Source organism: Stenotrophomonas sp. SAM-B, assembly GCF_013387485.1.
GTDB classification, from domain to species: domain Bacteria; phylum Pseudomonadota; class Gammaproteobacteria; order Xanthomonadales; family Xanthomonadaceae; genus Stenotrophomonas; species Stenotrophomonas maltophilia_AA.
Window position 1 is genome coordinate 257,379 of the sequence record NZ_JABBXB010000003.1, and the last position, 21,938, is coordinate 279,316.

21 protein-coding genes are annotated in these 21,938 nt (G+C 64.8%); 19 read left to right on the top strand and 2 right to left on the bottom strand.

The genetic code is table 11. The features are described 5' to 3' along the window. The first annotated feature begins 53 nt into the window (after positions 1 to 53). The 16 genes from HH110_RS08890 (at position 54) to HH110_RS08965 (ending at position 17,424) form a co-directional block, all read left to right on the top strand. A complete protein-coding gene (locus HH110_RS08890) occupies positions 54 to 350 on the top strand; it encodes a hypothetical protein (protein WP_176989340.1) in 297 nt (98 codons plus the stop codon). Beyond that, entirely contained in the window at positions 347 to 709 is a 363-nt protein-coding gene (locus HH110_RS08895; protein ID WP_176989341.1) for a hypothetical protein, read from the top strand. The genes HH110_RS08890 and HH110_RS08895 overlap by 4 nt, the downstream gene beginning before the upstream one ends. After that, positions 706 to 1,575, top strand: coding sequence for a hypothetical protein (locus HH110_RS08900; RefSeq protein ID WP_176989342.1), 870 nt, complete (start codon positions 706 to 708; stop codon positions 1,573 to 1,575). Before HH110_RS08895 ends, HH110_RS08900 begins: the two co-directional genes overlap by 4 nt. Next, complete coding sequence (locus tag HH110_RS08905; RefSeq protein ID WP_176989343.1) at positions 1,572 to 2,018, top strand: hypothetical protein; 447 nt, start codon at positions 1,572 to 1,574, stop codon at positions 2,016 to 2,018. The genes HH110_RS08900 and HH110_RS08905 overlap by 4 nt, the downstream gene beginning before the upstream one ends. Further along, a complete protein-coding gene (locus HH110_RS08910) occupies positions 1,994 to 2,290 on the top strand; it encodes a hypothetical protein (RefSeq protein ID WP_176989344.1) in 297 nt (98 codons plus the stop codon). The genes HH110_RS08905 and HH110_RS08910 overlap by 25 nt, the downstream gene beginning before the upstream one ends. Before the next feature lie 82 nt (positions 2,291 to 2,372). After that, a complete protein-coding gene (locus HH110_RS08915) occupies positions 2,373 to 2,696 on the top strand; it encodes a hypothetical protein (RefSeq protein ID WP_176989345.1) in 324 nt (107 codons plus the stop codon). Beyond that, positions 2,689 to 3,189, top strand: coding sequence for a hypothetical protein (locus tag HH110_RS08920; RefSeq protein WP_176989346.1), 501 nt, complete (start codon positions 2,689 to 2,691; stop codon positions 3,187 to 3,189). The genes HH110_RS08915 and HH110_RS08920 overlap by 8 nt, the downstream gene beginning before the upstream one ends. Beyond that, complete coding sequence (locus HH110_RS08925; RefSeq protein WP_176989347.1) at positions 3,189 to 3,992, top strand: hypothetical protein; 804 nt, start codon at positions 3,189 to 3,191, stop codon at positions 3,990 to 3,992. The genes HH110_RS08920 and HH110_RS08925 overlap by 1 nt, the downstream gene beginning before the upstream one ends. Before the next feature lie 110 nt (positions 3,993 to 4,102). Continuing rightward, a complete protein-coding gene (locus HH110_RS08930) occupies positions 4,103 to 4,681 on the top strand; it encodes a hypothetical protein (RefSeq protein ID WP_176989348.1) in 579 nt (192 codons plus the stop codon). Beyond that, positions 4,681 to 8,445, top strand: a complete 3,765-nt coding sequence (locus tag HH110_RS08935) for a Laminin subunit alpha-2 (RefSeq protein WP_176989349.1) — start codon at positions 4,681 to 4,683, stop codon at positions 8,443 to 8,445. Before HH110_RS08930 ends, HH110_RS08935 begins: the two co-directional genes overlap by 1 nt. After that, positions 8,442 to 8,858: a hypothetical protein gene (locus HH110_RS08940; RefSeq protein ID WP_176989350.1), complete on the top strand. Its 417-nt coding sequence runs from the start codon at positions 8,442 to 8,444 to the stop codon at positions 8,856 to 8,858. Before HH110_RS08935 ends, HH110_RS08940 begins: the two co-directional genes overlap by 4 nt. A 3-nt stretch (positions 8,859 to 8,861) precedes the next feature. Then, positions 8,862 to 12,467, top strand: a complete 3,606-nt coding sequence (locus tag HH110_RS08945; protein WP_176989351.1) for a hypothetical protein — start codon at positions 8,862 to 8,864, stop codon at positions 12,465 to 12,467. Then, positions 12,464 to 13,498: a hypothetical protein gene (locus HH110_RS08950; RefSeq protein ID WP_241696488.1), complete on the top strand. Its 1,035-nt coding sequence runs from the start codon at positions 12,464 to 12,466 to the stop codon at positions 13,496 to 13,498. The genes HH110_RS08945 and HH110_RS08950 overlap by 4 nt, the downstream gene beginning before the upstream one ends. Beyond that, the gene (locus tag HH110_RS08955) at positions 13,495 to 13,812 is read left to right on the top strand and encodes a hypothetical protein (protein WP_176989352.1); all 318 of its coding nucleotides are present in this window, start codon (positions 13,495 to 13,497) and stop codon (positions 13,810 to 13,812) included. Before HH110_RS08950 ends, HH110_RS08955 begins: the two co-directional genes overlap by 4 nt. A 653-nt stretch (positions 13,813 to 14,465) precedes the next feature. Continuing rightward, positions 14,466 to 15,620, top strand: coding sequence for a hypothetical protein (locus tag HH110_RS19440; RefSeq protein WP_241696489.1), 1,155 nt, complete (start codon positions 14,466 to 14,468; stop codon positions 15,618 to 15,620). 286 nt (positions 15,621 to 15,906) lie between these two features. Continuing rightward, a complete protein-coding gene (locus tag HH110_RS08965; protein ID WP_206677545.1) occupies positions 15,907 to 17,424 on the top strand; it encodes a P-loop ATPase, Sll1717 family in 1,518 nt (505 codons plus the stop codon). A gap of 29 nt (positions 17,425 to 17,453) precedes the next feature. Here the strand turns inward: HH110_RS08965 and HH110_RS08970 are convergent, their stop codons facing one another. Beyond that, positions 17,454 to 18,119: an SOS response-associated peptidase gene (locus HH110_RS08970; RefSeq protein WP_176989354.1), complete on the bottom strand. Its 666-nt coding sequence runs from the start codon at positions 18,117 to 18,119 to the stop codon at positions 17,454 to 17,456. Between the two features lie 801 nt (positions 18,120 to 18,920). On the opposite strand from HH110_RS08970, the gene HH110_RS08975 reads away from it, so the two are divergent. Continuing rightward, the gene (locus tag HH110_RS08975) at positions 18,921 to 19,385 is read left to right on the top strand and encodes a hypothetical protein (protein WP_176989355.1); all 465 of its coding nucleotides are present in this window, start codon (positions 18,921 to 18,923) and stop codon (positions 19,383 to 19,385) included. An 88-nt stretch (positions 19,386 to 19,473) separates the two neighbouring features. Further along, positions 19,474 to 19,908, top strand: coding sequence for a GNAT family N-acetyltransferase (locus HH110_RS08980; protein ID WP_206677546.1), 435 nt, complete (start codon positions 19,474 to 19,476; stop codon positions 19,906 to 19,908). Between the two features lie 30 nt (positions 19,909 to 19,938). Here the strand turns inward: HH110_RS08980 and HH110_RS08985 are convergent, their stop codons facing one another. Then, the gene (locus tag HH110_RS08985; RefSeq protein ID WP_241696490.1) at positions 19,939 to 20,910 is read right to left on the bottom strand and encodes a DUF2268 domain-containing protein; all 972 of its coding nucleotides are present in this window, start codon (positions 20,908 to 20,910) and stop codon (positions 19,939 to 19,941) included. 117 nt (positions 20,911 to 21,027) lie between these two features. Between HH110_RS08985 and panB the strand changes: the two genes are divergently transcribed. After that, complete coding sequence (panB, locus tag HH110_RS08990) at positions 21,028 to 21,873, top strand: 3-methyl-2-oxobutanoate hydroxymethyltransferase (protein WP_176989356.1); 846 nt, start codon at positions 21,028 to 21,030, stop codon at positions 21,871 to 21,873. Positions 21,874 to 21,938: the final 65 nt, after the last annotated feature.

The window sequence follows — 21,938 nt, forward strand, 5'->3', positions numbered from 1 at the left end:
GATGCCCGGGTGGCGTGTGCGGTGGTGGAGCTTCTACGAATACAGGGGGATCGATGAGCACCACTGATGCAAATGCCCAGCTCGACCGGGCCATGAACGGCAAGTTTGCGTCTGTGGCACTCAAGGTCGCCATCTTCGCGCTGCCTTTCGTGCTGTCGGTGGCGGGCGGGGCAGTGAGCTGGATGCTCAACGACATCCGCACCATCCAGGCGGAGCAGGGCAAGGGTCTTCAGCAGGTAACCAGCGACGTGCAGGTGGTCAACGCGAAGCTGGACAACGGGGTGATCTGGCGGATCGCCGAGCTGGAGCGTCGTCTTAATACCGTGGAACAGGCGCAGAAAACACCATGAAACGCATCCTCTCCTTCTTCAGCCGCTGGCAGGAGTTCATCCTCTGGCTGCCGGTCCTGATTTTCTTAGCGCTGCTCGGCTGGGTTCTGCTGGGCGCGCTCGACCGCACCATCGGCGGCGACTTGTTGGCGCAGCTGCTGCAGCTGCCGATCTCCGCCGCGTACCTGGCGACCGCCTGTGCAGCTGCCTGGCTGTTCAAGCGCACCTATCTGTTCGACCTGCCTGAAGATGAAGAGCGGCAGTTGCATGACGCTGCCCGGGCTGGTGACCGATCGGCCTGGCGCATGTTGCTGCTTGATCGCGCCGAATGGATGGGGCTGGTTGGCCTGTTCGTCGCCTTCTTCTGGATCGCCCGATGATCGCCCGGCGCGTTCTCGCCGGCCTGCTGGTCGTCGCGCTCACCGCTTGCGGCCAGGACCCGGTGGCAGCGTCCGTGCCTGTCCCTGCTGATGCGCCGGCAGCTGCCCTCGCTGAGGCGCGTTCAGAGGTGGGCGACGTTGTCGCCCCGGTGGTTCAATCGGCACAAGAGTCCACCGCAGGCGCAGTGATGCCAGTGGTCGTTGCGCTGCAGGAGGCCGTGCAGCAGGTCGTGCCACCGGCGGCCAGCGCCCCCCAGGTGTCGCTCATCTCGCCGGCTGCTGTTGCGCTGATTGTCCGCTGGGAGGTTGGCAGCCAAGCGCTGTACACGCGGCGCTATGAGGCGCCCATCTGGCCGGGTGGCGCATCAGGCGTGACGTGGGGCATCGGCTACGACGGCGGTCATCAGACCCGCCAGCAGATCGGCTTGGATTGGTCAGCGCTGGCCGCGACGTCCCGCCTCCAGGCGACCGCTGGGATCACCGGCCCTGCCGCGCAACCCGTCGTGCGGGATCTCCGCGACGTGCGCGTTTCGTTCGGGCTGGCGAGTGACGTGTTCGGCGTGGCCTCGCTCCCGCGCTATCACGCCAGTGCGCGGCGAGCGTTCGGTGCCGACGGGTTCGATGCGTTGCCCGCCGACGCCCGCGGTGCACTGGTCTCCGTGGTCTATAACCGCGGTGCCTCGATGACCGGTCCGGCGCGCACGGAGATGCGTGCGATCCGCGACGTGTGCCTGCCTGGCGCGGACGTGCATTGCATCGCGGGCCAGATTCGCCAGATGTGCCGACTGTGGCGTGGTACCAATCTGGAGGCGGGTCTCTGTGGGCGTCGCGAGGACGAAGCCGGTCTGACGGAGCGTGCGCGATGAAGCTGCCCTCGGTGGTCACGGTGAAGCCGCTCTTGTGGGTGATCGGGGTTCTCGCCTTGGTGGTGATCGCACTGTCTGTCTGCCTTGTGGTCGTGCGGGCCAATGCTCGTGCTGCCGCTGCCACCTATGAAGGCGCGGCGACTGCCTGCGCCTCGCAGAAGGAGGGCGCCACCACGCGGGTTGCGGAGCTGGTTAAAGCCAACGCTGGCTACGGCCGCACTGTTGGTGTCCTCCAGGCTGAGCTGGCGTTGGCGCAGAACCAGGCAGCAACGCTCAAACGCCAGAGCGACAGCGCTGTAGCTGCGGCAGAGGCCCGCGAGGCGGATGCCAATCAGACGTTGAAGCAGTTCATGAATCGCTATGCCGGCCAAGCGCGTGAGACGCGCTGTGCGCTGGCCCTGACCGAGGTGGAAGGATCATGCCCAGCATTCTCCGGCTACTGAACGTCGCGGCGCTCGCCGCCGTGCTTGCTGCCTGTGGGCGGACCAAGCCTGATGCAGGCCCGGCGCAGTGCGCGGTGACCCCTGAGCCTGTGGTGGTGGAGCGGCGCGTATACGTGTCAATCCCGGCCGCGCTTACGCGCACTGAGGCCGTTCCCGAAGGTCCGATTGCGCAGTGCTTCGACGTTGCCGCGCAGCGCAGGGCGGTCATCGAGCGGCAGAACGGACGCGCTGAGCAGGTTCGCGCGATTGAGGGCACCGAGGTGAAGCCGTGAGCGCGCTCCTGGCCTTCGCTGTCGTCGTGCTGTGTCTTGTGTTGGCGCTGTGCGTCACCAATCGTCGTGGGGATCGCCGGTGATGGGGCAGCGCGCATTCCTCGCCGAGATGGATGCAGGGCTTCATGCCAGCTTTGCCGCGGCCGGCATGGCCGACATGGGTGAGTACACGTCCCCGGGTGCCGATGGACCGATGCCGTGCCAGGTGTATGTCGATCGCAACATCGAAACTATCGGCGGCCTGCAGCAGTTCCAGGCTGGCCGCGTGGAGATCGCCTACGTTCGCTCTGAGGGGTTCAATCCTGTGCAGAAGGGGCAAGTTCTGGTTGACGGTGAGCGCTACATCAACTCAAAGCTGATTTCTGATGACGGCTCGCTGAGCCGCTGGCTGGTGGCACGTGTCTGATAGCGACCTGAAAGAGCCAGTCACTTGGCAGTTGGTGGAGTTTCTGGCGGAGCGGGTGAGGTTGATCAAGAGGGAATCGGGATTCTTCACTGATATCGGTGCTGGCCTTCTTTTGCTTGACGATGAGGACAGCCCAGCCAGTCTCACTGTTCCTGCAACCGCCATCGTGGTGGACCGCATCACCGGGACGGGCGGCGGCCGCGCTCAGACCAGCTCAGACGTTGCTGTGACTATCGAGTTCAGCGTGCCGCGATTCCAGGGCGAGGATCGCCCTAATCGATTGGTTCATCGCGCTCGGCACGACCTGATCTCCGCTCTCAAGTTCGATGTGCGAGATCTGCCGTTCGGACTCACGAAGTTCGAAGTCATCGACTCGCAACTGGCTGCCGTCGCCGATGACGACGGTCATTCAAGTGTTGTCGCTCAGATCACCGCGCGGGCCGGTCTGACCGAGAGTTTCCAGCCCGTGTCCATTTCCCAGGAGAAACCCTAATGGCCCAACAGCCCAAGGTTCGTAAGTTTGCCGGCGATCTGCGCTTCTTCGAGTACGGCGCCGGTGCCAACCTCGTCCCCGTCATTCCGGACTCGGATGACAAATTCGGCAACAAGCCGCTCGAACAAAGCTCGCTGACGTTCAGCTATGAAGCTGGCGACACGACCGAGGTGAAGAGCAAGCGGCGCGATGATCGCTACGGCCAGATCATCCACACCGATGCCAACCCCGGCACCACCGGAATCAGTGTGACGGCATTGGAAGTGCCGCCGGCGATCCTGGCGCGCATGCTCTACGGCAGCGCTGTGTCGTCGTCGGTTCAGGCCGGCGAGGTTGAGGATCGGCCGCTCGCGGTCTACAGCAAGGACGTGCCCGTTGATCTCGGCCACCGTTTCGTACTGGCGTCGCCGGTGCCGGTCGTCAAGAAGGGCTCCACGACTCTTGTGGCTGGCACCGACTACGACATCGACAATCGGCAGGGGCTGTTCATCCCCCTGGCCGGCGGCAGCATTGTCCACGGTGATGCGCTTACCGTCTCGTACAGCTTTGACGGCTATCTGGAAACGGCCATCAATGGTGGTGCGGTGCCCAACAAGTCCTTCATGATCTTGGGAAACCTGCAGGACCGGATCAGTGGGGAGGACGGCCTGCTTCGCATCCCGCAGGTCGATCTGACCGTTGACGGCGATGTGGACTGGTTCAGCGACGAGCCGATCCAGGTGACCCTGACCGGCTCGGTCATCTTCCGATCGGAAGAGACCGCGCTGTACACCTTCAAGGTGTACGAGCAGAAGGCCAGTTGATGCGGCAGAGGGCTGCTCCCAGTCCTCAGTGGTCGGCGCCTGAGATGGTGCCGACCACCTTTGCGTGGGGGCTCTGAGCTATGGGCAGGTTCGCCAGCCTCGACCGACGCATGAATGCCGCTGCCTTGGCACGCATTGCTGCCAAGGTGAATGGTGTGAGTGCGGCGGCGATTGCAAAGGCCGACGCTCGTTCGGCCATCACGGTGCGTCGGCGGTTCGAGCCGGCGGCGAAGAGAGCCATTCGTGAGATCTACAACGTACGGGTTAGCGATCTGACCGGGCGCTTCACTGTGCGCACGGGTGCGGATGAGAACGGTGAGTACATATCGCTGAATGCCTCGGCCAGGCCGCTTCCGCTGGTCGGGTTTGGTGGACGCTGGGGCGGTCGAAAGACAGCCGGTGCGACCGCCCTGATCCAGAAGGGTGAGCGGAAGGTCTACAACTCGGCCTTCATCGCGACGGTTGGTGGTCAAAGGCGCTTGGTGGCGCGCCAGTTCTCGCGTGACGCCACGGCGTCGTCGGGGCGCGATGGGCGCCGCAAGCTGCGGACGCTCACAGGTCCGAGTGCATTCCAGATGGTGATGGGCCAAGGCGACGTGGTCGTTACACGCCTGGCTCGTGAAATGAACGCTTACCGCGGCAGCGAGCTCATTCGGCAGCTCAAACTTGCAAGGCAGGGGAAACGTTGATGGCGAACAATGCGGCATTCGAGGAAGCGCTGCGGCTGGTGCTGGAGACCAGCGGCACTGAGGGCGTAGATGAATTGCGCCAGGCGCTTGCCGAGATGGGCGTGGCCTCGGATGCTGCCGTGGCCGACACCGGGAAGCTGGTGGACAAGCTGGCCGAGCTCAACGCCACCGCCGAGAAGGCCGAGGCGTTTGACGGATTGCTGGTCACGTTGGCCGATCTGGAAACACGCTTTGACGCCAACCAGAAGGCCGCCTACCAGCTTTCGTTGCAGATCGCTGAGACAGCTTCCCCATCGAAGGAGCTGCTGAACGCTCAGCGGAATCTACGCGCAGAAGGGGACAAGCTGAAGGCCTCGCTGAATAGTCAGTGGGAGGCGGTGGTAAAGGCGGACACCGCGCTGGGCGGCTTGGGCGTCAATACGGCGCAGTTGGCCGAAAGCCAGCAGCGCCTGCGGGACGATGCTGAGCGCACCGCGAAGGCGTTCACCGAACAGGCAAAGGAGGCTGCCCAGGCCGCCGCCGAAAGCCGCCGGCGGAACCAGCAGATTGAGGAAAGCGATAACCGGTTCCGCGACCAGGCGAAGGCCAGCACGGCAGCCGCTGAGTCGCTGAAGGCCTATCGCGACCGCGCCAGCCAAGCCGCGCAGGAGACTGCTGAGCTGGGAGTGGCGGCCACTGCCACCAGCTCGATCATGAGCAAGCTGAAGGGCATCGCTGCGACCGCCCTCGGCTTCATCGGGTTCGGCAAGGTCGTCGACGGCATCAAGGACATCATCAAGGAAGGCAGCGACGCAGAACAGGAACTGGGCCAGCTGGAGGCCGCGCTCGCTGCGACTGGTCGGCAGGGCGAGTTCACGGCCGAGCAGCTGGCGCGGATGCGGCGGCAGCTGCAGGGGGGTCTCTTCGACGACGGGCAGATCTCCGCAGCTCAGGTGCGCCTGCTGTCCTACACGAACATCGTGGGCGAGCAGTTCCCAGCAGCGATGCAGGCCACGATCGATCAGGCGCAGCGATTGGGCATGAGCCTGGAGGCGTCGGCCGAGGTCGTTGGCAAGGCGCTCCAGACCCCGTCGAAAGCAATGGAGTCCCTCAGTAAACAGGGCTTCACCCTGGAGGACAGCCAGAAGCAGCTGATCAAGCAGCTGGAAGCGACCGGCAGGGTGGCTGAGGCGCAGGCCATCATTCTTGACGTGCTGAACGAGTCTTACGGCGGTGCGGCCGCAGCCGCCAAGGTGGGCACGATCGCCGGCCTGTGGAAGGAAGCGACCGAGCGGTTCAAGGACTGGAAACAGGAAGTCGCCGATCAGGGTGTGCTGACCTACTTCAAGGCTCAGCTCACCGACATGCTCACCGTCGTGGATCGCCTTGCCAAGGACGGCACTCTCACGCGCTGGGCCAAGCAGACGGCCGACGGCATCATCACGATGGCGCAAGCGGTCAAGGGTGCGACCACTTGGGTGGTGGAGCACAGCGGCGCGCTGGTTACGTTGGGTAAGGCCTTTGCGACCTTTGCCATCATCAAGGCAATCGCTCAGGTGAACACCTGGCGCATTGCGCTGGCAGCTTCGACGCGGGCGCAGTGGGCCAACGTCGCCGCGATGGATGCGACTGGGAAGCGTGCTGTAACGCTGGGCAACATCCTCAAGAGGATGCCCACGGTAGTGCCGATCACGGTGACGCTGCTCGGCTTGGAGCTGTTGGCCAAAGGGCTGGAATCGATCGGGCGTGCGATTGGCGATGAGCTGGGTAAGAACAGCCAGGCGATGAAGGAGGCTGGTGAGATCAGCCGCCGGCTTCAGGAGACGCTGTATCAGGAGGCTGTTGCTCGCAAGGCCGTCGCCAACGGCCTGATCGAGTTCCGGGATACCGCCGTCCAGACTTCCGCACAAGTGGCGGCGATGGCGGAGGCGGAGCGCCAGTCCTATCAGGCCCGGGTGGAGGGGCTGAAGCAATACCTGCAGGCGCAGCTCGCCTTCTTGCTGCGCATGCAGGCCATGGGCATCGCCACCGATGACCAGCTCAAGCAGCTGGAGCAGGTGAAGCTGCGCCTGCGCGAAGCCAATGAAGGCTATCGCGCGATCGCCGAGGGAGCCCGCGTCGCCGGCGACGCGATGAAAAATGGCATCGGTGCCGGGGCCCAGCTGGTGCTGGAGCAGCTGGTGGGCATCGACCGAGACGCCAAGCTGGCATCCACCTCGATTTCGAAGTTGTTCCAGGCGCTCAACTTCGCAGACACGCGCTCGCTGGAAGACGTGGCTGTGGCGCTGGCGCACACGGCCGCGCAAGGCGCTGCTGCCGGGCGTAACGTTCGGGACGGCCTGCTGGACGTCCTACAGCAGCTTTCCGGTGAAGAGCTGCTGCGCTTCCAGCAGGCATCGCAGACGGCGTTTGACGCGCTGCCGGCGGCTGCTGTGGACGCGGCCGCGGTGCTGCAGCAGACGCTGGCGGCATCTCTCCAGAATCTGGGTGTCTCCGCCGAGCGCGTCGGGCTGAGCTTCGGTAAGGCTGGGCGTGATGCGATCGCCTCGTTCGCGGCCATCTCGGAGAACGCGCTCGCCACCGGTGCTCAGATCGAGGAAGCCTTCCGCGCCGCGCTCGGCAAGGTGTCGACCATCGATGAGGCCCGTACGCTGGGCACGCTTCTGGAGGCCGCCGGCACACGTGGGAAGGTGGGCTTTGACCAAGCGGGTCGCTCGGCGGCGGCCTTGCACTCCCGGATTCGTGACATCACCAACGCCATGGATCCGCTGAACAACGAGTTCGGCAAGCTCGGCATCCAGTCGCAGGCATCTCTCAACGCAGCGCGGGACGCTGCAAAGTCGGCCTTCGAAGAGATCCGACGGGGCGCAGCACAAGGCAAGGCGAGCATCGAGGACGTGCGGCGCGCTTTCCGGGCGTACGCAGAGAGCGCTCGGGAGGCCGCAGCAGATAGCGACGTGACCCAGAAGTTCATGGTTGAGTCCCAGCTGGAACACCTGGGCGCGATCTACCGGGTCAACGATGCGATGGACGACCTGAAGGAAAAGGGCACCTCGGCGACCCGTGCCGTGGCAGATGGCGCGGCAGGCGCTGCCCGCGAACTGGATGGCGTGGCTGCCTCTGCCGGCGGCGCCGCCAGCGCGACCGAGGCTGTGGGTGCGGCGGGCAGCAACGCGGCCTCGGGCTTGGGTGGCGCTGACAGCGCGGCGCAGGGTCTGTCGTTCTCGCTGGGCGACCTCTCCGGAAAGGCCCGGGAACTCTTCCAGACCTTGGGCGGGCAGGACTCCCTTGAGAAATTCGCCACCCTGATGAACGGCATCAGCAAGCAGCGCCGTGACCTGGCCGAATACAACGCCGAGCTGGAGCGGACCCTCAAAAGCAATGACGAAATGGGGGTGCAACGCGATGCGCTGGCGTCGAAGTTCGACTACCTCGGCACCGCCGAGCTGGAGCGCACGTTGCAACTGGAAACGCAGATCAAGCAGCAGATTCAGGCGCGCGACCAAGCCGCCCGGCAGGCAGTTGAGCAGCGCCGCCAAGAGGCGGAGGCCGCCCAGCGGCAGCAGGAAGCCGAGGACGCCAAGCGCGTCGGCAACGCCAATGGCAGTGGCACGGAGATCCTGCGGATCGAGTGGACGGCACCCAGCGCGTCGGTGGCGGCCAGTGCCAGCGCGCAGGAGCGCGCGACCGCTGAGCGCCTCGCCTCCCTGGTCGCGCCGCTGGTGCTGGACCGGGTGGCCCGCAGCCGCAGTGTCTCGGTGAGCGCGGGGAGTCGCCGCGGATGAGCGTCCTCTCGTTGGCGGGCATCGCGCTTCCCGCAGATCTCCAGTGGACCGATGAGTTCACCGCCTGGCGCGTGGGGCAGGCCGTCAAAACCAGCCTCACCGGCGCCCTCATCGTGCAGGAATCAGCGATGCAGGCAGGCCGCCCGATCACCCTCCAGACCCAGCGGGATGGTTCTGCCTACGTGGCACCTGTCCGTCTCGATGTGCTGCGCGCCCTGCAGGCGCTGGAAGAGCTCCCGCGCACGACCTCTTTGCCCCTGATCCTGCCCGCCCACAACGGCGGCCAGCGCGAGCTACCTGTGCGCTGGCGGCGGACTGATGGTCCGGGCATCGAGGCTGACCCCATTCGTTTTGCCGTGCCTGCCCTGGACGGCGACTACTTCTCCATCACCCTTCGACTCATGACGGTGTAAGCGATGACGATCTCAGCAACAGACATCAAGATGCGTCAGTCGCAGCGACTGACCGATAACCCGGACGGCGGCGGCCGCATGGTCCAGACCGAGATCGTGGACGGGCAGATGAACAACCTGTTCCCCGATATCGGCGATGAAGAGCGCACCACCGGTCGCGCGACCCTGCGCAAGATGTTCGTGCACCTGGATACGCCGGGGCCGGATGTGCTCAAGGATGCGATCGGGGTGCTGATCGATCCGCCGGCCGATCCGCGCGTGAGCGTGAGCATGTTCTCCACGGGCAGCTACAGCGACGTGCGCGCCGATGCGCGCAGTCGCGTGGAGGGCTATATCACCCGTGGCACCGAGTCGCGCTACATCCTGCTCAACGACCACTTCATCGGCCAAATGGCGTTGCAGTTCTACTGCACCAAGGATGCGCCCAGCCCGGACATCAACGACAACCTCTGCCTGCTGACCAATGCCAACGGGTATGACCCGGCCGAGCAGTACGTGCGGGTGAAGAGCATCCTGTCCCGCACGACCCGCACCTTCACCGATGCCGATGGCGCCTTCGAGCGTGACGTGATCGTGGTCGAGATCGTCAACGCGCTGCTGCTCCGCTTCTATGGGCAGGAGGTGGTGCGCTTCACCTCCACCAAGCCGCCGACCCGTGTCTATGAGACGAACGTGGTCGACGCCACCAGCTATCACAGCGTCAAGCGGCTCACCGCGGCAGCGGCGCCGGGTGACCTGTCCGTCCAGGTGGACAGCCCCTATGTCGCGATCGTGCCCACCTCCACGGCCGAGACGGCAGTGAGCGATGTGCTCGCCGGGCTCGGGGCGATCAGCTACGTTCCGGCTGGGCCGGCTGGCTCGCTGACCCTGCAGTTCACCAGCAGCTTCAGCGCCGGTGTCGCGGTCACGCGCTACCTGGGCAACTCGATGGCCGTCGGCTCGGTCAAGGTTGCTGCCGGCGCGGTCGAACTGACCGACGACGGCACGGGTGGCCTGGTCTCGGCCGGGCAGTCGCCGTGGTCCGGCACCGTGGACTACCAGTCGGGCGCCGTGAGCGTCGCCCATTCCACCGGTACCGGCAGCACCCCGGTCACGATCACCGCGACCCCGGCCGGCGCGGTGGTGCAGCAGGGCTTCAACGACGAAATCGTCGTGACCCAGAACAACCAGGGCTACAACTGGCTGTTCCAGATCGAGCCGCTGCCGGCGCCGGGTACCGTGGTCGTCGACTACCGCGCCCTGGGCAAGTGGATCCGCCTGACCGACAACGGCCGGGGTCAGTTGATCGGCAGGCCGGGGCAGGGCAGTGGCACCGTCAACTACGCCACAGGCTCGGTGGTGATGACTGCCGGTGCGCTCCCGGATCTGGGCAGCAGCGTGATCACCAGCTGGGGCACGGCAGTCGTGGCTGAGGCCCGTGCGGGCGATGTGGCCATCCAGCCGCCGGCGCTCCACTTCATGCTGCAGAACGGGGGTGTGGTGCCTGGCACCGCAGCCTTCACTCTTCGTGTGGCTGGCCAGAACGTGGCGGTGAGCGACAACGGTGCGGGTGAGTTGCTGATCGGCGGCGTGGCGCGGGGCGCTATCGCCTATGCCACGGGCGAGGTGAGCATTCGCCCGGCCACGCTGCCGGATGCCGATTCGCAGCTGGCCTGCCAGTACGAATGGGGCGACTCGCAGACCGCCGCCCCGACGCCGACGCCCGACGGTGCTGGCCTGGTCTCGTTCCAGCTGCCGGCCGGTCCGGTGCGCGCCGGTAGCGTCAATCTGGACTGGATGATCTCGGTGAGCGCCGACGCCGACGGCATGCCGAGCACGCCTGTCGCCATGCGCGTGCTGGCAAAGGATGACGGCCAGGGCAACATCCGAGGCGTCTCCGTCGGCGGCCAGCCGTTCAGCACGGTGCTGGGCGCGGTGAACTACGCCACCGGTGCGGTCACCCTGCAGGCCGGGAAGTTCACCGTCCACCAGGTGTCTGTGCCGATCTATGAGATGGGCGGCAACCAGCGCTGGAAGGTGACTGGCTATCACCGCAAGGACGTGCCGGCGCAGTTCTCGGCAGGCACGCTGATCTCGCTGGGCTGGAGCGTCGCGGGCGCGGCGCAGACCACCGCAAACGAGAGCCTGGCCCTGCCGCCGGTGGAGCTGCTGCTCACCCCGACGATCAGCGACAGCATCGTGCCCGGCAGCGTGCGCTTCACCTACCGTGGCCGCACGTACGTCGATCGCAGTGGTGCGCTGTACCACTCCATCGACCCAGTCAATGGTGCTGGCACCTATGCCGGCACCATCGACTACGCCGGCGGTGCTGCCAATCTGACGCAGTGGGCGCCCGGGGGCGGCAACACCGTGCAGGTCCAGTCGCTGCTCACCCGCATCGCCGATCCGGGCACCGCGGCCGTGTTCTTCCGCACGCCGGGCTCGCCCCTACGGGCAGGCAACTTCACCCTACGCGCCACGACCTTGGATGGCATCCTGCTGACCGCCTCGGCCGACATCAACGGTGTTATCAGCGGCAGCCAGGTGCGCGGGCTGGTGGACTGGGAGAGCGGGCGAGCGTCCGTGCAGTTCGGCTCCATGGTGCCGGTGGCCGGCAATGAAGGGGCGCCGTGGTTCGACCCGGCGGCCGTGGTGGGCGACCAGGTCTGGAAGCCGACGCTGGTCCTGGCCGGCTCGGTCTACATCGGTGCGGTCGTCTTCCGCTCCATCCCGCTGTCGGCCGTGGTGGTCGGCTTCGAGTCCGTCCGCTTGCCCAGCGATGGCCGGGTGCCCGCATTCAAGCCCGGCCAGACGGTGCTGATCCATCACACGGCCAAGCACCCGGTGGCGTCGCCGGCGGCCGGCCAGGTGGTGAACCTCGGCCGCGGCCGACTGTCGGCTATCGAGGTGCGTGACTCAGCGGGCACGCCGGTGGAGAGCGTCTGGTACACCTCCGATCTGGATGTGGGCACGCTGACGTTCTCCGACCCGCTGAACCTTTCTGCCTACGTACTGCCCATCATCATCAGCGATCGCGTGGAAGACCGGCGGCTGGTGGTGCAGCCGCAGATCACTGGTGAGATCGAGATCAACAGTGGGCTGACCCACGACTACCCGGCCGGTGAGGCGCTGATCAGCACCGCGCTGCGCTTGGGCGAGGCGAACGGCTCCCTGGACCTGCAGGCGCGGGTGGAGAACCTGTTCGATCAGTCCGCTTGGACGAATGTGTGGAGCAATGTGCCGATCGGGAGTACCGCCTCGGCAAGCTACAACGACACGGACTATCCGCTGGTCGTCGGCAACGCTGACGCGATCACGGAGCGCTGGGCAGTGCGGTTCACCAGTGCCACCAACTATGAGCTGATCGGCGAGACCGTCGGCATCATCGCCACCGGCAGCACGACTACCGCCTTGGCGCCGATCAATCCGCGCACCGGGCAGCCTTACTTCACGATGCGCTTCCAAGGCTGGGGCACGGGCTGGGCGACGAACAACGTTGTTCGTTTCAACACCATTGGCGGCCTTGCACCGGTGTGGATGGTGCGCACGACACTGCCCGGGACGCCCGAGAGCGCCACCGATTCCACCCGATTCCAAGTCATTGGCAACGTAGCCGGAGCAGCTGCATGAGTCTCATCCCGAATGTTTACCGCAGCACCGATCCGGGCGCACCCGTTCTGACCGGCCAGGCCGGTTCCCTCATTGCGCTGCTGCACGCAGTGCTGGTCACGGGCTATGGCAGTGGCGCCAACGTCAAGCCCGGCGCGGGGTGGACGCGGCCGTTCTCCAGTTCGGGCGTTCATGTCTACCGCAACAGCCAGGTCAATGGTTCCGGGTCCTACCTGCGCGTACGTGACGATGCATCGGCGGACATGCTCAACACGCCTGCCTTGGCACAGGCATTGGCTTACAGCTCGATGACCGATATTGACACCGGCATGGATCGCACGCCGAGCGTGGCGCTGCAGGCGCAGGGGTCGCTGATCGCGAAGGCACCGGCGGCCGGCGCCACGGCCCGCCGTTGGATGGTAGTGGCTACTGATATCGGCTTCTATCTGTTTACGCAGTGGCATAACTTGGCCGGTGAGGTCGGCGCCTACTACTACGGCGACCTGATCTCTTCAGTGCCAGGTGATGCATATCCATTTGTGACTTTTGGTGCGCACGCCCTCACCAGCTACAACGGCACGTGGGGATCTGAGGTCTGCTCTGTCTTCTGGTGCTCGACCTTGGACTCGGATGTGACCGCGGTGTCGGCCCGGACGAACGGCTACATCCCCGGCGGCTTCGTGATGCGCAGCTACAGTGCGGGCCTTTCCTCCCCGGGGCGCGTGACCACCGTAGGAATTCTCCCCATTCCGAGTGGTGGCGGGAATAGGTCCTACGGCAGCAGTGCATACCGAGCGGGACCGGATCCGGCGCACGGTGGGTACAACTACATCGCCGCTGCGGTCCGTGAAGGCTCTCATGCACTGCGAGGCTACCTGCCAGGCGTGCTCGTGCCACTCCACTCGCGCCCCTTCGCCGATGGCGCGGTTGTTCCCTACGTCGAGGGTATGGGCGTGGGGCAATGGCTGGCGAAGACCTACAACATTGCCGAGCCCGACGTCGCTGATCGCAACGGTCAGGTGCTCTTCCGCTTGGATGCGCCCTGGAAATGATCGTACAAACCTTCTATCGGAACTTGGGCCAACTCACCGGTGACGGTTACCTGGGTGGCGATCCGCCGACAGGGGACGATGATGGTCGCGCAAAGATCGTCAATGTCCCTTCCCGGATCAGGGTGTCGGTGTTTGTAATGCATGACGCAGTCAACGTGATCTACGTAGGCTCGGTCCTCAGTGGTCATGACGGTGTGTGGCGAATGGCAGGTATTGATCGGGCGCTGCGCTACCGCGTGATCGGCACGGACTTGAACGCGGGGGTGAACTCGGCGATTCAGGACTGGGTTACGCCGGCGAAGATGGTGAGCTGATGGCCGTGGCATCAGGCAACTGGGTGGTCCTCAACCTCGGCCCCCGGTATCTGGGAGGCGGCGAGGTGATCTCGCTTAACCTCGGTACGGACTGGAATGACACGCCCGTCGAGCCGGTGGTTCGTGGTCTGCGGACCGACGCCGGACTTCGATGGGGGCGCACTCGCGCGACCCGCGGAAGTGTGCGCGTCGGTTGGGGGGCGTCTGCACTTCTGAGCGCACACGCGGCACCTGGCTGGGGTAGCGCAGCGGCTGTAGAACGTCAGGCGGTACTTGGCTGGGGTCTGACGCCTCTGCTGAAGAGTAGCTCCACGCTGCACTGGCAAGTCGCTGCAGGTGTTCGACCCGCGGGCATGCTGCTCCCCTGGACATCCCTCCCCACGGCACAGACTCAGCTGGGCATCCATTGGTATTCCAGCCTGCCCGGGCTGCTTGCTGCCTCTCGCTTCTCTTGGAGTAGCGGTCGCGCCTCTCATCTCAGCGTAGACATTGCGTGGTCGGCAAGTCCCGATGCTCGCCATGCATCGTGGGCGGCGCCATGGCGTGCGTTGCGGCAGGGCAGGCGTGCGGCCACGTTGCCGTGGGGGGCGGCCAAGCCCCTGCCTTGGATTGTCCGCCCGCCGAAGCCTGGCCCGGATCCCGACCCGGAACCGGTGTTCCCGCCCGGCAATCTCGTTGCGCTCAGCCTCGGCTGCGCGCTGATCAGCACTCCGGGCCTTGCACCTCTCAATCTCGGCGCGACCGCCTGTTACCTGGTGCGCCCGCAGCAAAGGACATACGTCGTGATCAACAGCATTTCCGTGGTGCGCATCCCCGATCGCACACCCATTGAGGTGGAAGGGGTGTCGATCCTGTCGAGCGTCGACGCTTGGGGCATCAGCTTCGATGTGGACCTCGCCGACAGCGCTCAGCTCGCCCTGCTGAAGCCCACGGCCGCCGGGCCGCGTCAGGTCGAGGTGACCCTCAACGGCTACGTCTGGACGGCCATCATCGAGACCTACCGCAAGCAGCGGGAGTGGAACCGGGTGGGCGTCTCGCTGACGGGCCGCTCGCGGACGGCGTTGCTCGCCGCGCCGTATGCGCCGGCACGGGTGAAGGCGACCACCGAGGACCGCAGCGTCGCGCAGCTGGTGGGCGAAGAGCTGGCCGACACCGGGTTCACCGCCGACTATGGAACGGTCGATTGGGTGGTGCCGGCGGGTGCCTGGTTCTACGACGGCACCCCGGCCATGGATGCGATCGCCCGACTGGCCGGCGCCAGCGGGGCGGTCGTGCAATCGGACCCGGCGACCCAGCAGCTGCACGTGCGGGCGCGCTACCCGGCCAGCCCCTGGGACTGGCGCAGCACTCAGCCGGACCATGTGCTGCAAGAGGACATCATCACCAGCGAGAGCCTGCAGGTCCGCAGCGCGCCGCTGTACGACGCGGTGATCGTGACCGGGGAGCTGGCTGGGAAGGGCGTGACGTGCAAGGTTCGCCGGCAGGGCGAGGCGGGGCAGCTGTTCGCGCCGCAGGCCAGCGACCCCTTGATCAACACCAGTGCCGCCGGCGCCGAGCGTGGCCGGAACATCTTGTCGGACCGCGGCGAGCAGGCCGCCATCGAGCTCGTGATCCCGCTGTTCGGTGCGCCTCTGGTCCCGGGCCAGATCGGCAGGGTGCAGCCGCTGGATCTGGTGGAGGTGGTGGGCGACGCCGGCACCTGGCACGGGCTCTGCACGGCCGTGCGGACCGAGGCGCGGGCGGACAGCAAGGCGCTCGTGATCGAGCAGACCATCACCCTGGAGAGGCACTACACCGATGCGAACTGATCTGTGGGACCAGTTTGATGGCCTGGTCGGCCCCAGCCCCCGGCTGCTGGCGACCGTCACCGCTCATAACGCAGATGGGACCAGCAGCCTGGTCGCCTATGACGGGGCGCAGATGCGTGCTATCGGCATCTTGGGCAGCACCATCCCTTACAACGTGTGGGTTCGGGATGGGCGTATCGTCGAGTTGGCCCCAAATTTGCCCCTCGCCGAAGTCGCTGTCTAGCAGGTATGGCGGTGTCGAGAGCTCTGGTGCTAGGCTGCGACTACACCAATAGCAGGGATGCTTATGAATACGGCGAATGTTTCGATGAAATCTCTCTTGCAATCGCTTCAGCTCGGTAGCTCTGTGGCAGAGTTCGACCAATCGCTGGAAAAGTACTTTGTCGAGAATCAAGCATTCACTGCGTTGATTAAAAATGAAGCCGACGTAGTCGCAGGAGACAAAGGCACAGGGAAAACTGCCCTTTTCCGCATCCTGCAGGAGCGGCGCGCTAAAATTCCTGAGCTTGTCGGAATTGAGGTGATTGAAGGATTTAACCCGGTCGGTAGTCCGATATTCCAGCGCCTAGTTCATCAGGCGGTGATGACCGAGGGTCAGTATGCGAGTCTCTGGAAGGCTTATTTCCTGTCTTTGATTGGAAACTGGTTGCTTGGCATTGTTGGAAAAGATTACAGCGAGGCAAGCGCTGAGCTAGATCGTTTGCTAGAGGCGGCCGGGCTGAGGTCAAGGGATGACAAGCCCGAGACGATATTCTCGAAGATCGTGAACGCTGTGCAGCGGGCGCTTCTTGTGCGGCCAGCTGCTGCGCAGGTTGAGTTTTCTCTTTCCGAAACCGGGCTGCCAGTTATTACGCCCCGGCTGGAATTCACTCCGATTGAGAGCGTCAAAAACGTTGAAGAGGTCTCTTACTCGGAGGCATTCGCCTTGCTTGATCGTTGCTTGGCCGAGTTGGATGTCACGGTATGGGTGGCAATGGATCGACTTGATGAGGCGTTCCAAGGTTTCCCCGATGTCGAGGTCCCGGCGCTTAGAGCGCTGCTACGAACCTACCTGGATCTGCTTGCATTCGATAAGCTCCGTCTAAAGCTATTTGTGCGCCGAGACTTGTTCAGGCGAGTGATCGGCGGCGGTTTTGTTAACTTGACCCACATCAATGTCAGGAAAACTGAAATTTCCTGGGACGATCGAGAGCTTATGTACTTGCTGGCGCAGCGAGTTCGAGATAGCGGAGATTTTTTGAAGCTGCTCGGTCTTGTGGGGGCGGATGATGAGACGATCTTTTACAGGATTTTTCCGAATAAGGTAGATCAGGCGGAGCGCAAGCCTACTAGCTTTAATTGGATGATGTCGCGGATACGTGATGGGAATAACGTAAAGCCGCCCAGGAATTTGATTGACTTGGCGAATAGTGCTCGCGAAGTGCAGATCAATATGGACACCAGAGCCAACCGTGATTACGACCCGGACCAGCCATTGGTTTCCGCTGATGCGATTCGCGAGGCGCACGGTCGCCTCAGCTCTAAGCGCGTTGAGGACACGCTTTTGGCGGAAGCGGGTACAGAGCTAGGCGCATTGATCAACCGGTTTAAGCGTTCCAAAGCTGAGCACAACCTGGACACGCTATCTCAGGTGCTGGCGCTGTCTGGCGATGAGCTATCGATCAGGGTCGGGCAGCTGACCGAGATCGGCTTTCTTGAAGAGCTGAAGGCATCTTGGAAGATACCGATGCTCTATCGCGAAGGGCTGGAAATCACTCAGGGAAAAGCATTTTCCGTGAGCGAAGAGCCCGATGATGGCGAGTGACGATCCTGCGCGTGGCGGGGCTTCGTCAATCAACGCAGGTGTCCCAGTAGATCCCTTGAATTGTTTCGCGGAGAATTTGCCGCTCGGCTGACCCTGTAGGCTTCCATCTCAGGGACTGCTGCGGCGGCAAGCATCGCCATGGCGTGGTCGGGCTCGGCCGCCAGCCACTCATCCGCTTGGCTGGCCGTCAGCCACACCGGCATGCGGTCGTGGATATCGGCCGAGACACCGCTGCTGTCCCCGGTGATGACGGTGAAGGTGCCTAGGTTGTCCGGGTCGAGCAGGGGGCTGGTGTCTTCCCACAGGCCGGCGGCCAGCAGCGGCCCGGTCGCGTGAATGAACCACGGGTCCTTCTTGCCATCCTCGGCATTGACCGACCACTCGTAGTAGCCGGCCATCGGGATCAGGCACCGCCGCTTCTTGAATGCCGACCGGAATGCCGGCTTGGTCGCCACGGTCTCGATGCGCGCATTGATCGTCGAGCCCTGCAGCTTCTTCGCCTTGGCCCAGAAGGGCAGCAGGCCCCAGGACAGGCGAGTGACCTGCAGGCCGGTGCCGCGATCGAGGATCACGGAGGCGCGCTGGGTCGGCGCGAGGTTGTAGCTTTCCGGGATCGACAGCAGGTCGCCCACCAGCTGGGGGAACCCCAGGGTGTCAGCGTTTCGGATTGGGGTCTGGACGAATCGGCCGCACATGGCCGAACCATAACCCCTACCGGTGGCCCGGGCCTTCGCGCGGCGTGCACTCCGACGGGCCGGGGCGGCCTATCCCCACACCAGGCCGGGCAATCACCCTGTGCCGCCGCAGGCTCCGCGCGGGCAATCTGTCCTCGCCGGATCCGGGAGCCGCAGGCAGCTCAGCCCGGGTGCTGGGGCGCCTGAGCAGCGCCCCGCCGGCACCGTCGCAACCCCTGAGACGTCCGGGCGTATCCTGCGGGCATGGACACCCCAGACAAGCCCGATCCGCCCGAGCGCCCGGACCCCACCAAGCTGGCTCCGGGCCTTGGCCACCTACTGATGCGCGACACCCGGACCCCAGAGCAACAGCAGGCCGCCTCGCTGAAGGAGTCGGCCAGGCGCTCGGGCAGGGGGCGTTCGAAGTGGTGGGAGAAGGTTGGGGAGTGATGCGAGGCGTCACCCTATCGGCTGGTAACTCATTGATCGGTATATGCAGGGATTGCCACTTTTCGCAGGCTCCTGCGCAGGCTTGATCCCTTAGCAGTCAATGACTTAGCCCGGTGAAGGGCGATGCCTGGGGGGCAGAGGGTCGTCGGTTCAAATCCGGCCGTCCCGACCAATGTTGGTGATTCGATCAAAGGCTTGTGCAGCGATGCGCAGGCCTTTTTTCTTTTTGTCCGAGTCCATCCTGCGGGCAAGACCGATGGTGTGGTTGGCTGTCCCCCGTCACTGTGAATGCTCTTCTCTGCGAACCCATGTCTGCCGCAATGTGCGGCAACAGCAGTGAAGCACCTTCATACGACCTCAGGGGAGATACTCATGGTGATACGCCTGCCTGCTTTTGTTTCTTCCGTGGCGCTGATCTGCGCCACGCTCGTTGTTTCCAATGACGCTGCTGCTGCCGTCCCGGACAGGATGACCGTGGAGACCAAGGCACGTTACACGGTGGGTGCGTCCGAAGCCGATGCCCTTGACCGTTGGCTCGCACGTACGCCAGAGGCCGAGCCCCGTACCCTCGACTGGGGAACGGTGACCATCTCGTCGTTCAAGCGGGTAGATCCGCTCGCCATACGGACGGCGAACGCTCCTCCCGTCCCGCTCCCCACAAGGGGCACGCCGGGAGAGCAGCTGACCATCATCAACGAGCTGCCTGGCGGCTTCAGGGAGCGCTGGACGTTTGAATGGGTCGCTCCCCGAGGGGGCGGCGGTGGTGGAGAATGGAAACAGACGCACTACGAGTCGCTTGCGCCTGTCAGTGGCCTGTATCGACCCGATGAGTTGTGATGGAGGCGGAATGACGCCGGGCGAGTCGTCGCAACGGGCGACAATGTCAGGCACGCCGCCCTGCGGCCCAGCGAGGAGGGATACACGCGTGATCGAGATTCGCCAGGCAACGATGCAGGACCTGCGAGCGCTGGTGGCCATCGACAGCGTCGCCGCACAGGCGCCGGAACGCGCTGAGCTGATCCGCGCCTGGATCGGGGCGGATGCGTGCTACGTGCTCACCGTCGACGCATGCGCCGCCGCGTACGGCGTACTCGACTATCACTTCTTCGGCTGCGGCTTCATCGAGATGCTGATGGTCGATCCAGCGCGCCGTCGCCAAGGGCTGGCCCGGATCCTGATCGAGCACCTGAAATCCGTCTGTGTACACCCCAAGCTGTTTGCATCGACCAATCGTTCCAACACCCGGATGCAGGCCGTGCTTCTGCAGACCGGCTTCGAGCCCAGCGGATACATCGACAACCTCGACCCCGATGATCCCGAGCTGGTGTTCTACTGCAGGGTCACCCCGGACGAGGGTTGAGCCTTCGCACAACGTTTGCCAGCTGCGTTGTCAGAAGTAGCCACTGGCCTTGATCACCCCATCCACAGCCGCCGCATCGTCATACCGCAGCTCGATCAACGTGGCTATCGCCTTGGCTTTGTCCGGTTGCGCGGCGTAGTACGCGGTGGCAATCCGATACCCCACGTAGTAACCGAGATCGCTGACCCCGAAGCGGTTGGCGCTGCTGTTGTACAGCCAGTCGCGGTAGTCGTTGCCATGCCGGTCGGCCTGGAACTGCCGCCTGAGCTCGGCTTCGTGCGACGGCCCATGGACGTACAGCGGCAGGTCGGGCTTCTTTCCGGTGACGAGCTCGGCGACCAGTTCCGCCACGCCTTCGCGCAACGCGTACTGCGCCAGGGTATCGCCGGCCCCGATCTGCTGCGTATGGATGTACTCGTGGATGTTGTTCTGACCGTTGTTGTGGAACGGCTGCGAGGCATAGAACGTACGCAGCCGGGTCTGCAGCGGTTCGGGGAGCTCGGACACATCGACGCTGTCGTCGCCCAGGGCAAGTTCGGCACCGATCAGCACCTTGTCATCCAGGGTGGTGCCGCCGGTGCGCAGTACCCCGATCGCATAGGTGATGCTGGCCGGGCGCAGGGCGGGATACAGGCGTTTCAGCGTCGCCAAGTCGGCGTCCAGCCCGGCGCTGGCGGCGAACGCACGGTCGGTCAGCGGCCGCACGGAGGCCCAGTAGCGCGGCCAGGCGTCGATCGCTGCCACGTACTGGCTGGCGGTATAGCCGCGGGCCTCCATCAAGGCGTGCAGGCCGGGCGTGCCCTTGTCGATGTAGAGCGACTGGATGAGCTGCTGTTTACGCGCGGCATCGGCTTCGCTGCGGATCGCATCGTGGGCAAGCCAGAAGTTCGCGATGTCGGCGGTGATCACCCGGGACGAGGCGGGCGGCGCCGCTGCCGCCATGGTCCATGGCAGGGTGCCTGCGATAAGCAGGGCCGAGAGGATGCGCGCCCATGGTTTCATGTCGTTCTTCGTCGGATGGGTGATCCACCGTTGGATGCAGGAACCGGTCAGAAGGTTTAAAGGGACGGGGAGCTGGCACACTCTGATCCCACGTTGTCCCCCACCAGGATGCTTCGCATGACCGAACAGCTCCATCCCTACGCGACGCCGGGCACTGCCCCGGTCCCGGCACCGCGCGTGCGCATTCCACATCTGCAGCAGATGAAGGAGCGTGGCGAGAAGTGGGCCATGCTGACCGCCTACGACATGTACACCGCGACGATCTTCGAAGACGCCGGCATTCCGGTGCTGCTGATCGGCGATTCGGCGTCCAACAACGTGTTCGGCAACGACTCCCTGCTGCCGGTCACGGTCGATGAGCTGATGCCGCTGGTGCGCGCGGTCAGCCGCTGCACGCGGCGCCCGCTGGTGATCGCCGATCTGCCGTTCGGCTCCTACCAGGCCTCGCCGGAGCAGTGCTTCCACACGGCCGTGCGTTTCATGAAGGAGGGCGGCGCACACGCAGTGAAACTGGAAGGCGGCATCGAGATGGTGCCGCAGGTCCGCAAGCTGGTCAGCTGCGGCATCCCGGTGATGGCGCATATCGGCTTCACGCCGCAGTCGGAGCATCAGCTCGGCGGCTTCCGCGTGCAGGGGCGGGGCGAGGATGGCGCACGGCTGATCGAGGAGGCGCGCGCGCTGGAGGCTGCCGGTGCTTTCGCGGTACTGATGGAAATGGTCCCCGGCACGGTGGCCGCACAGATCACCGCGGCACTGAAGATTCCCACCGTCGGCATCGGAGCGGGCAACGACTGCGATGCGCAGGTGCTGGTCTGGCAGGACATGGCAGGGCTGCGCACCGGCAAGCTGCCGCGCTTCGTGAAGCAGTACGCGGACATGCACGGGCTGCTGGAAAAGGCCGCGCGTGAGTTCGCGGAAGAGGTGGGTGCGGGCACGTTCCCCGGCCCGGAACACACGTTCTGATCGATACGCGCGCGGCCTGAGGCGCGTTTCCACGGTACCGCCGCGCGGCGGTACCGTGTCGCCTG

Coding starts and splice junctions, on each gene's coding strand:
- HH110_RS08915 (WP_176989345.1), top strand. CDS start 2,373: ATGGGGCAGCGCGCATTCCTCGCCGAGATGGATGCAGGGCTTCATGCC.
- HH110_RS08930 (WP_176989348.1), top strand. CDS start 4,103: ATGAATGCCGCTGCCTTGGCACGCATTGCTGCCAAGGTGAATGGTGTG.
- HH110_RS08955 (WP_176989352.1), top strand. CDS start 13,495: ATGATCGTACAAACCTTCTATCGGAACTTGGGCCAACTCACCGGTGAC.
- HH110_RS08935 (WP_176989349.1), top strand. CDS start 4,681: ATGGCGAACAATGCGGCATTCGAGGAAGCGCTGCGGCTGGTGCTGGAG.
- HH110_RS08985 (WP_241696490.1), bottom strand. CDS start 20,910: ATGAAACCATGGGCGCGCATCCTCTCGGCCCTGCTTATCGCAGGCACC.
- HH110_RS08905 (WP_176989343.1), top strand. CDS start 1,572: ATGAAGCTGCCCTCGGTGGTCACGGTGAAGCCGCTCTTGTGGGTGATC.
- HH110_RS08925 (WP_176989347.1), top strand. CDS start 3,189: ATGGCCCAACAGCCCAAGGTTCGTAAGTTTGCCGGCGATCTGCGCTTC.
- HH110_RS08970 (WP_176989354.1), bottom strand. CDS start 18,119: ATGTGCGGCCGATTCGTCCAGACCCCAATCCGAAACGCTGACACCCTG.
- HH110_RS08975 (WP_176989355.1), top strand. CDS start 18,921: ATGGTGATACGCCTGCCTGCTTTTGTTTCTTCCGTGGCGCTGATCTGC.
- HH110_RS08900 (WP_176989342.1), top strand. CDS start 706: ATGATCGCCCGGCGCGTTCTCGCCGGCCTGCTGGTCGTCGCGCTCACC.
- HH110_RS08895 (WP_176989341.1), top strand. CDS start 347: ATGAAACGCATCCTCTCCTTCTTCAGCCGCTGGCAGGAGTTCATCCTC.
- HH110_RS08945 (WP_176989351.1), top strand. CDS start 8,862: ATGACGATCTCAGCAACAGACATCAAGATGCGTCAGTCGCAGCGACTG.
- HH110_RS08940 (WP_176989350.1), top strand. CDS start 8,442: ATGAGCGTCCTCTCGTTGGCGGGCATCGCGCTTCCCGCAGATCTCCAG.
- HH110_RS08890 (WP_176989340.1), top strand. CDS start 54: ATGAGCACCACTGATGCAAATGCCCAGCTCGACCGGGCCATGAACGGC.
- panB (WP_176989356.1), top strand. CDS start 21,028: ATGACCGAACAGCTCCATCCCTACGCGACGCCGGGCACTGCCCCGGTC.
- HH110_RS08965 (WP_206677545.1), top strand. CDS start 15,907: ATGAATACGGCGAATGTTTCGATGAAATCTCTCTTGCAATCGCTTCAG.
- HH110_RS08950 (WP_241696488.1), top strand. CDS start 12,464: ATGAGTCTCATCCCGAATGTTTACCGCAGCACCGATCCGGGCGCACCC.
- HH110_RS08910 (WP_176989344.1), top strand. CDS start 1,994: ATGCCCAGCATTCTCCGGCTACTGAACGTCGCGGCGCTCGCCGCCGTG.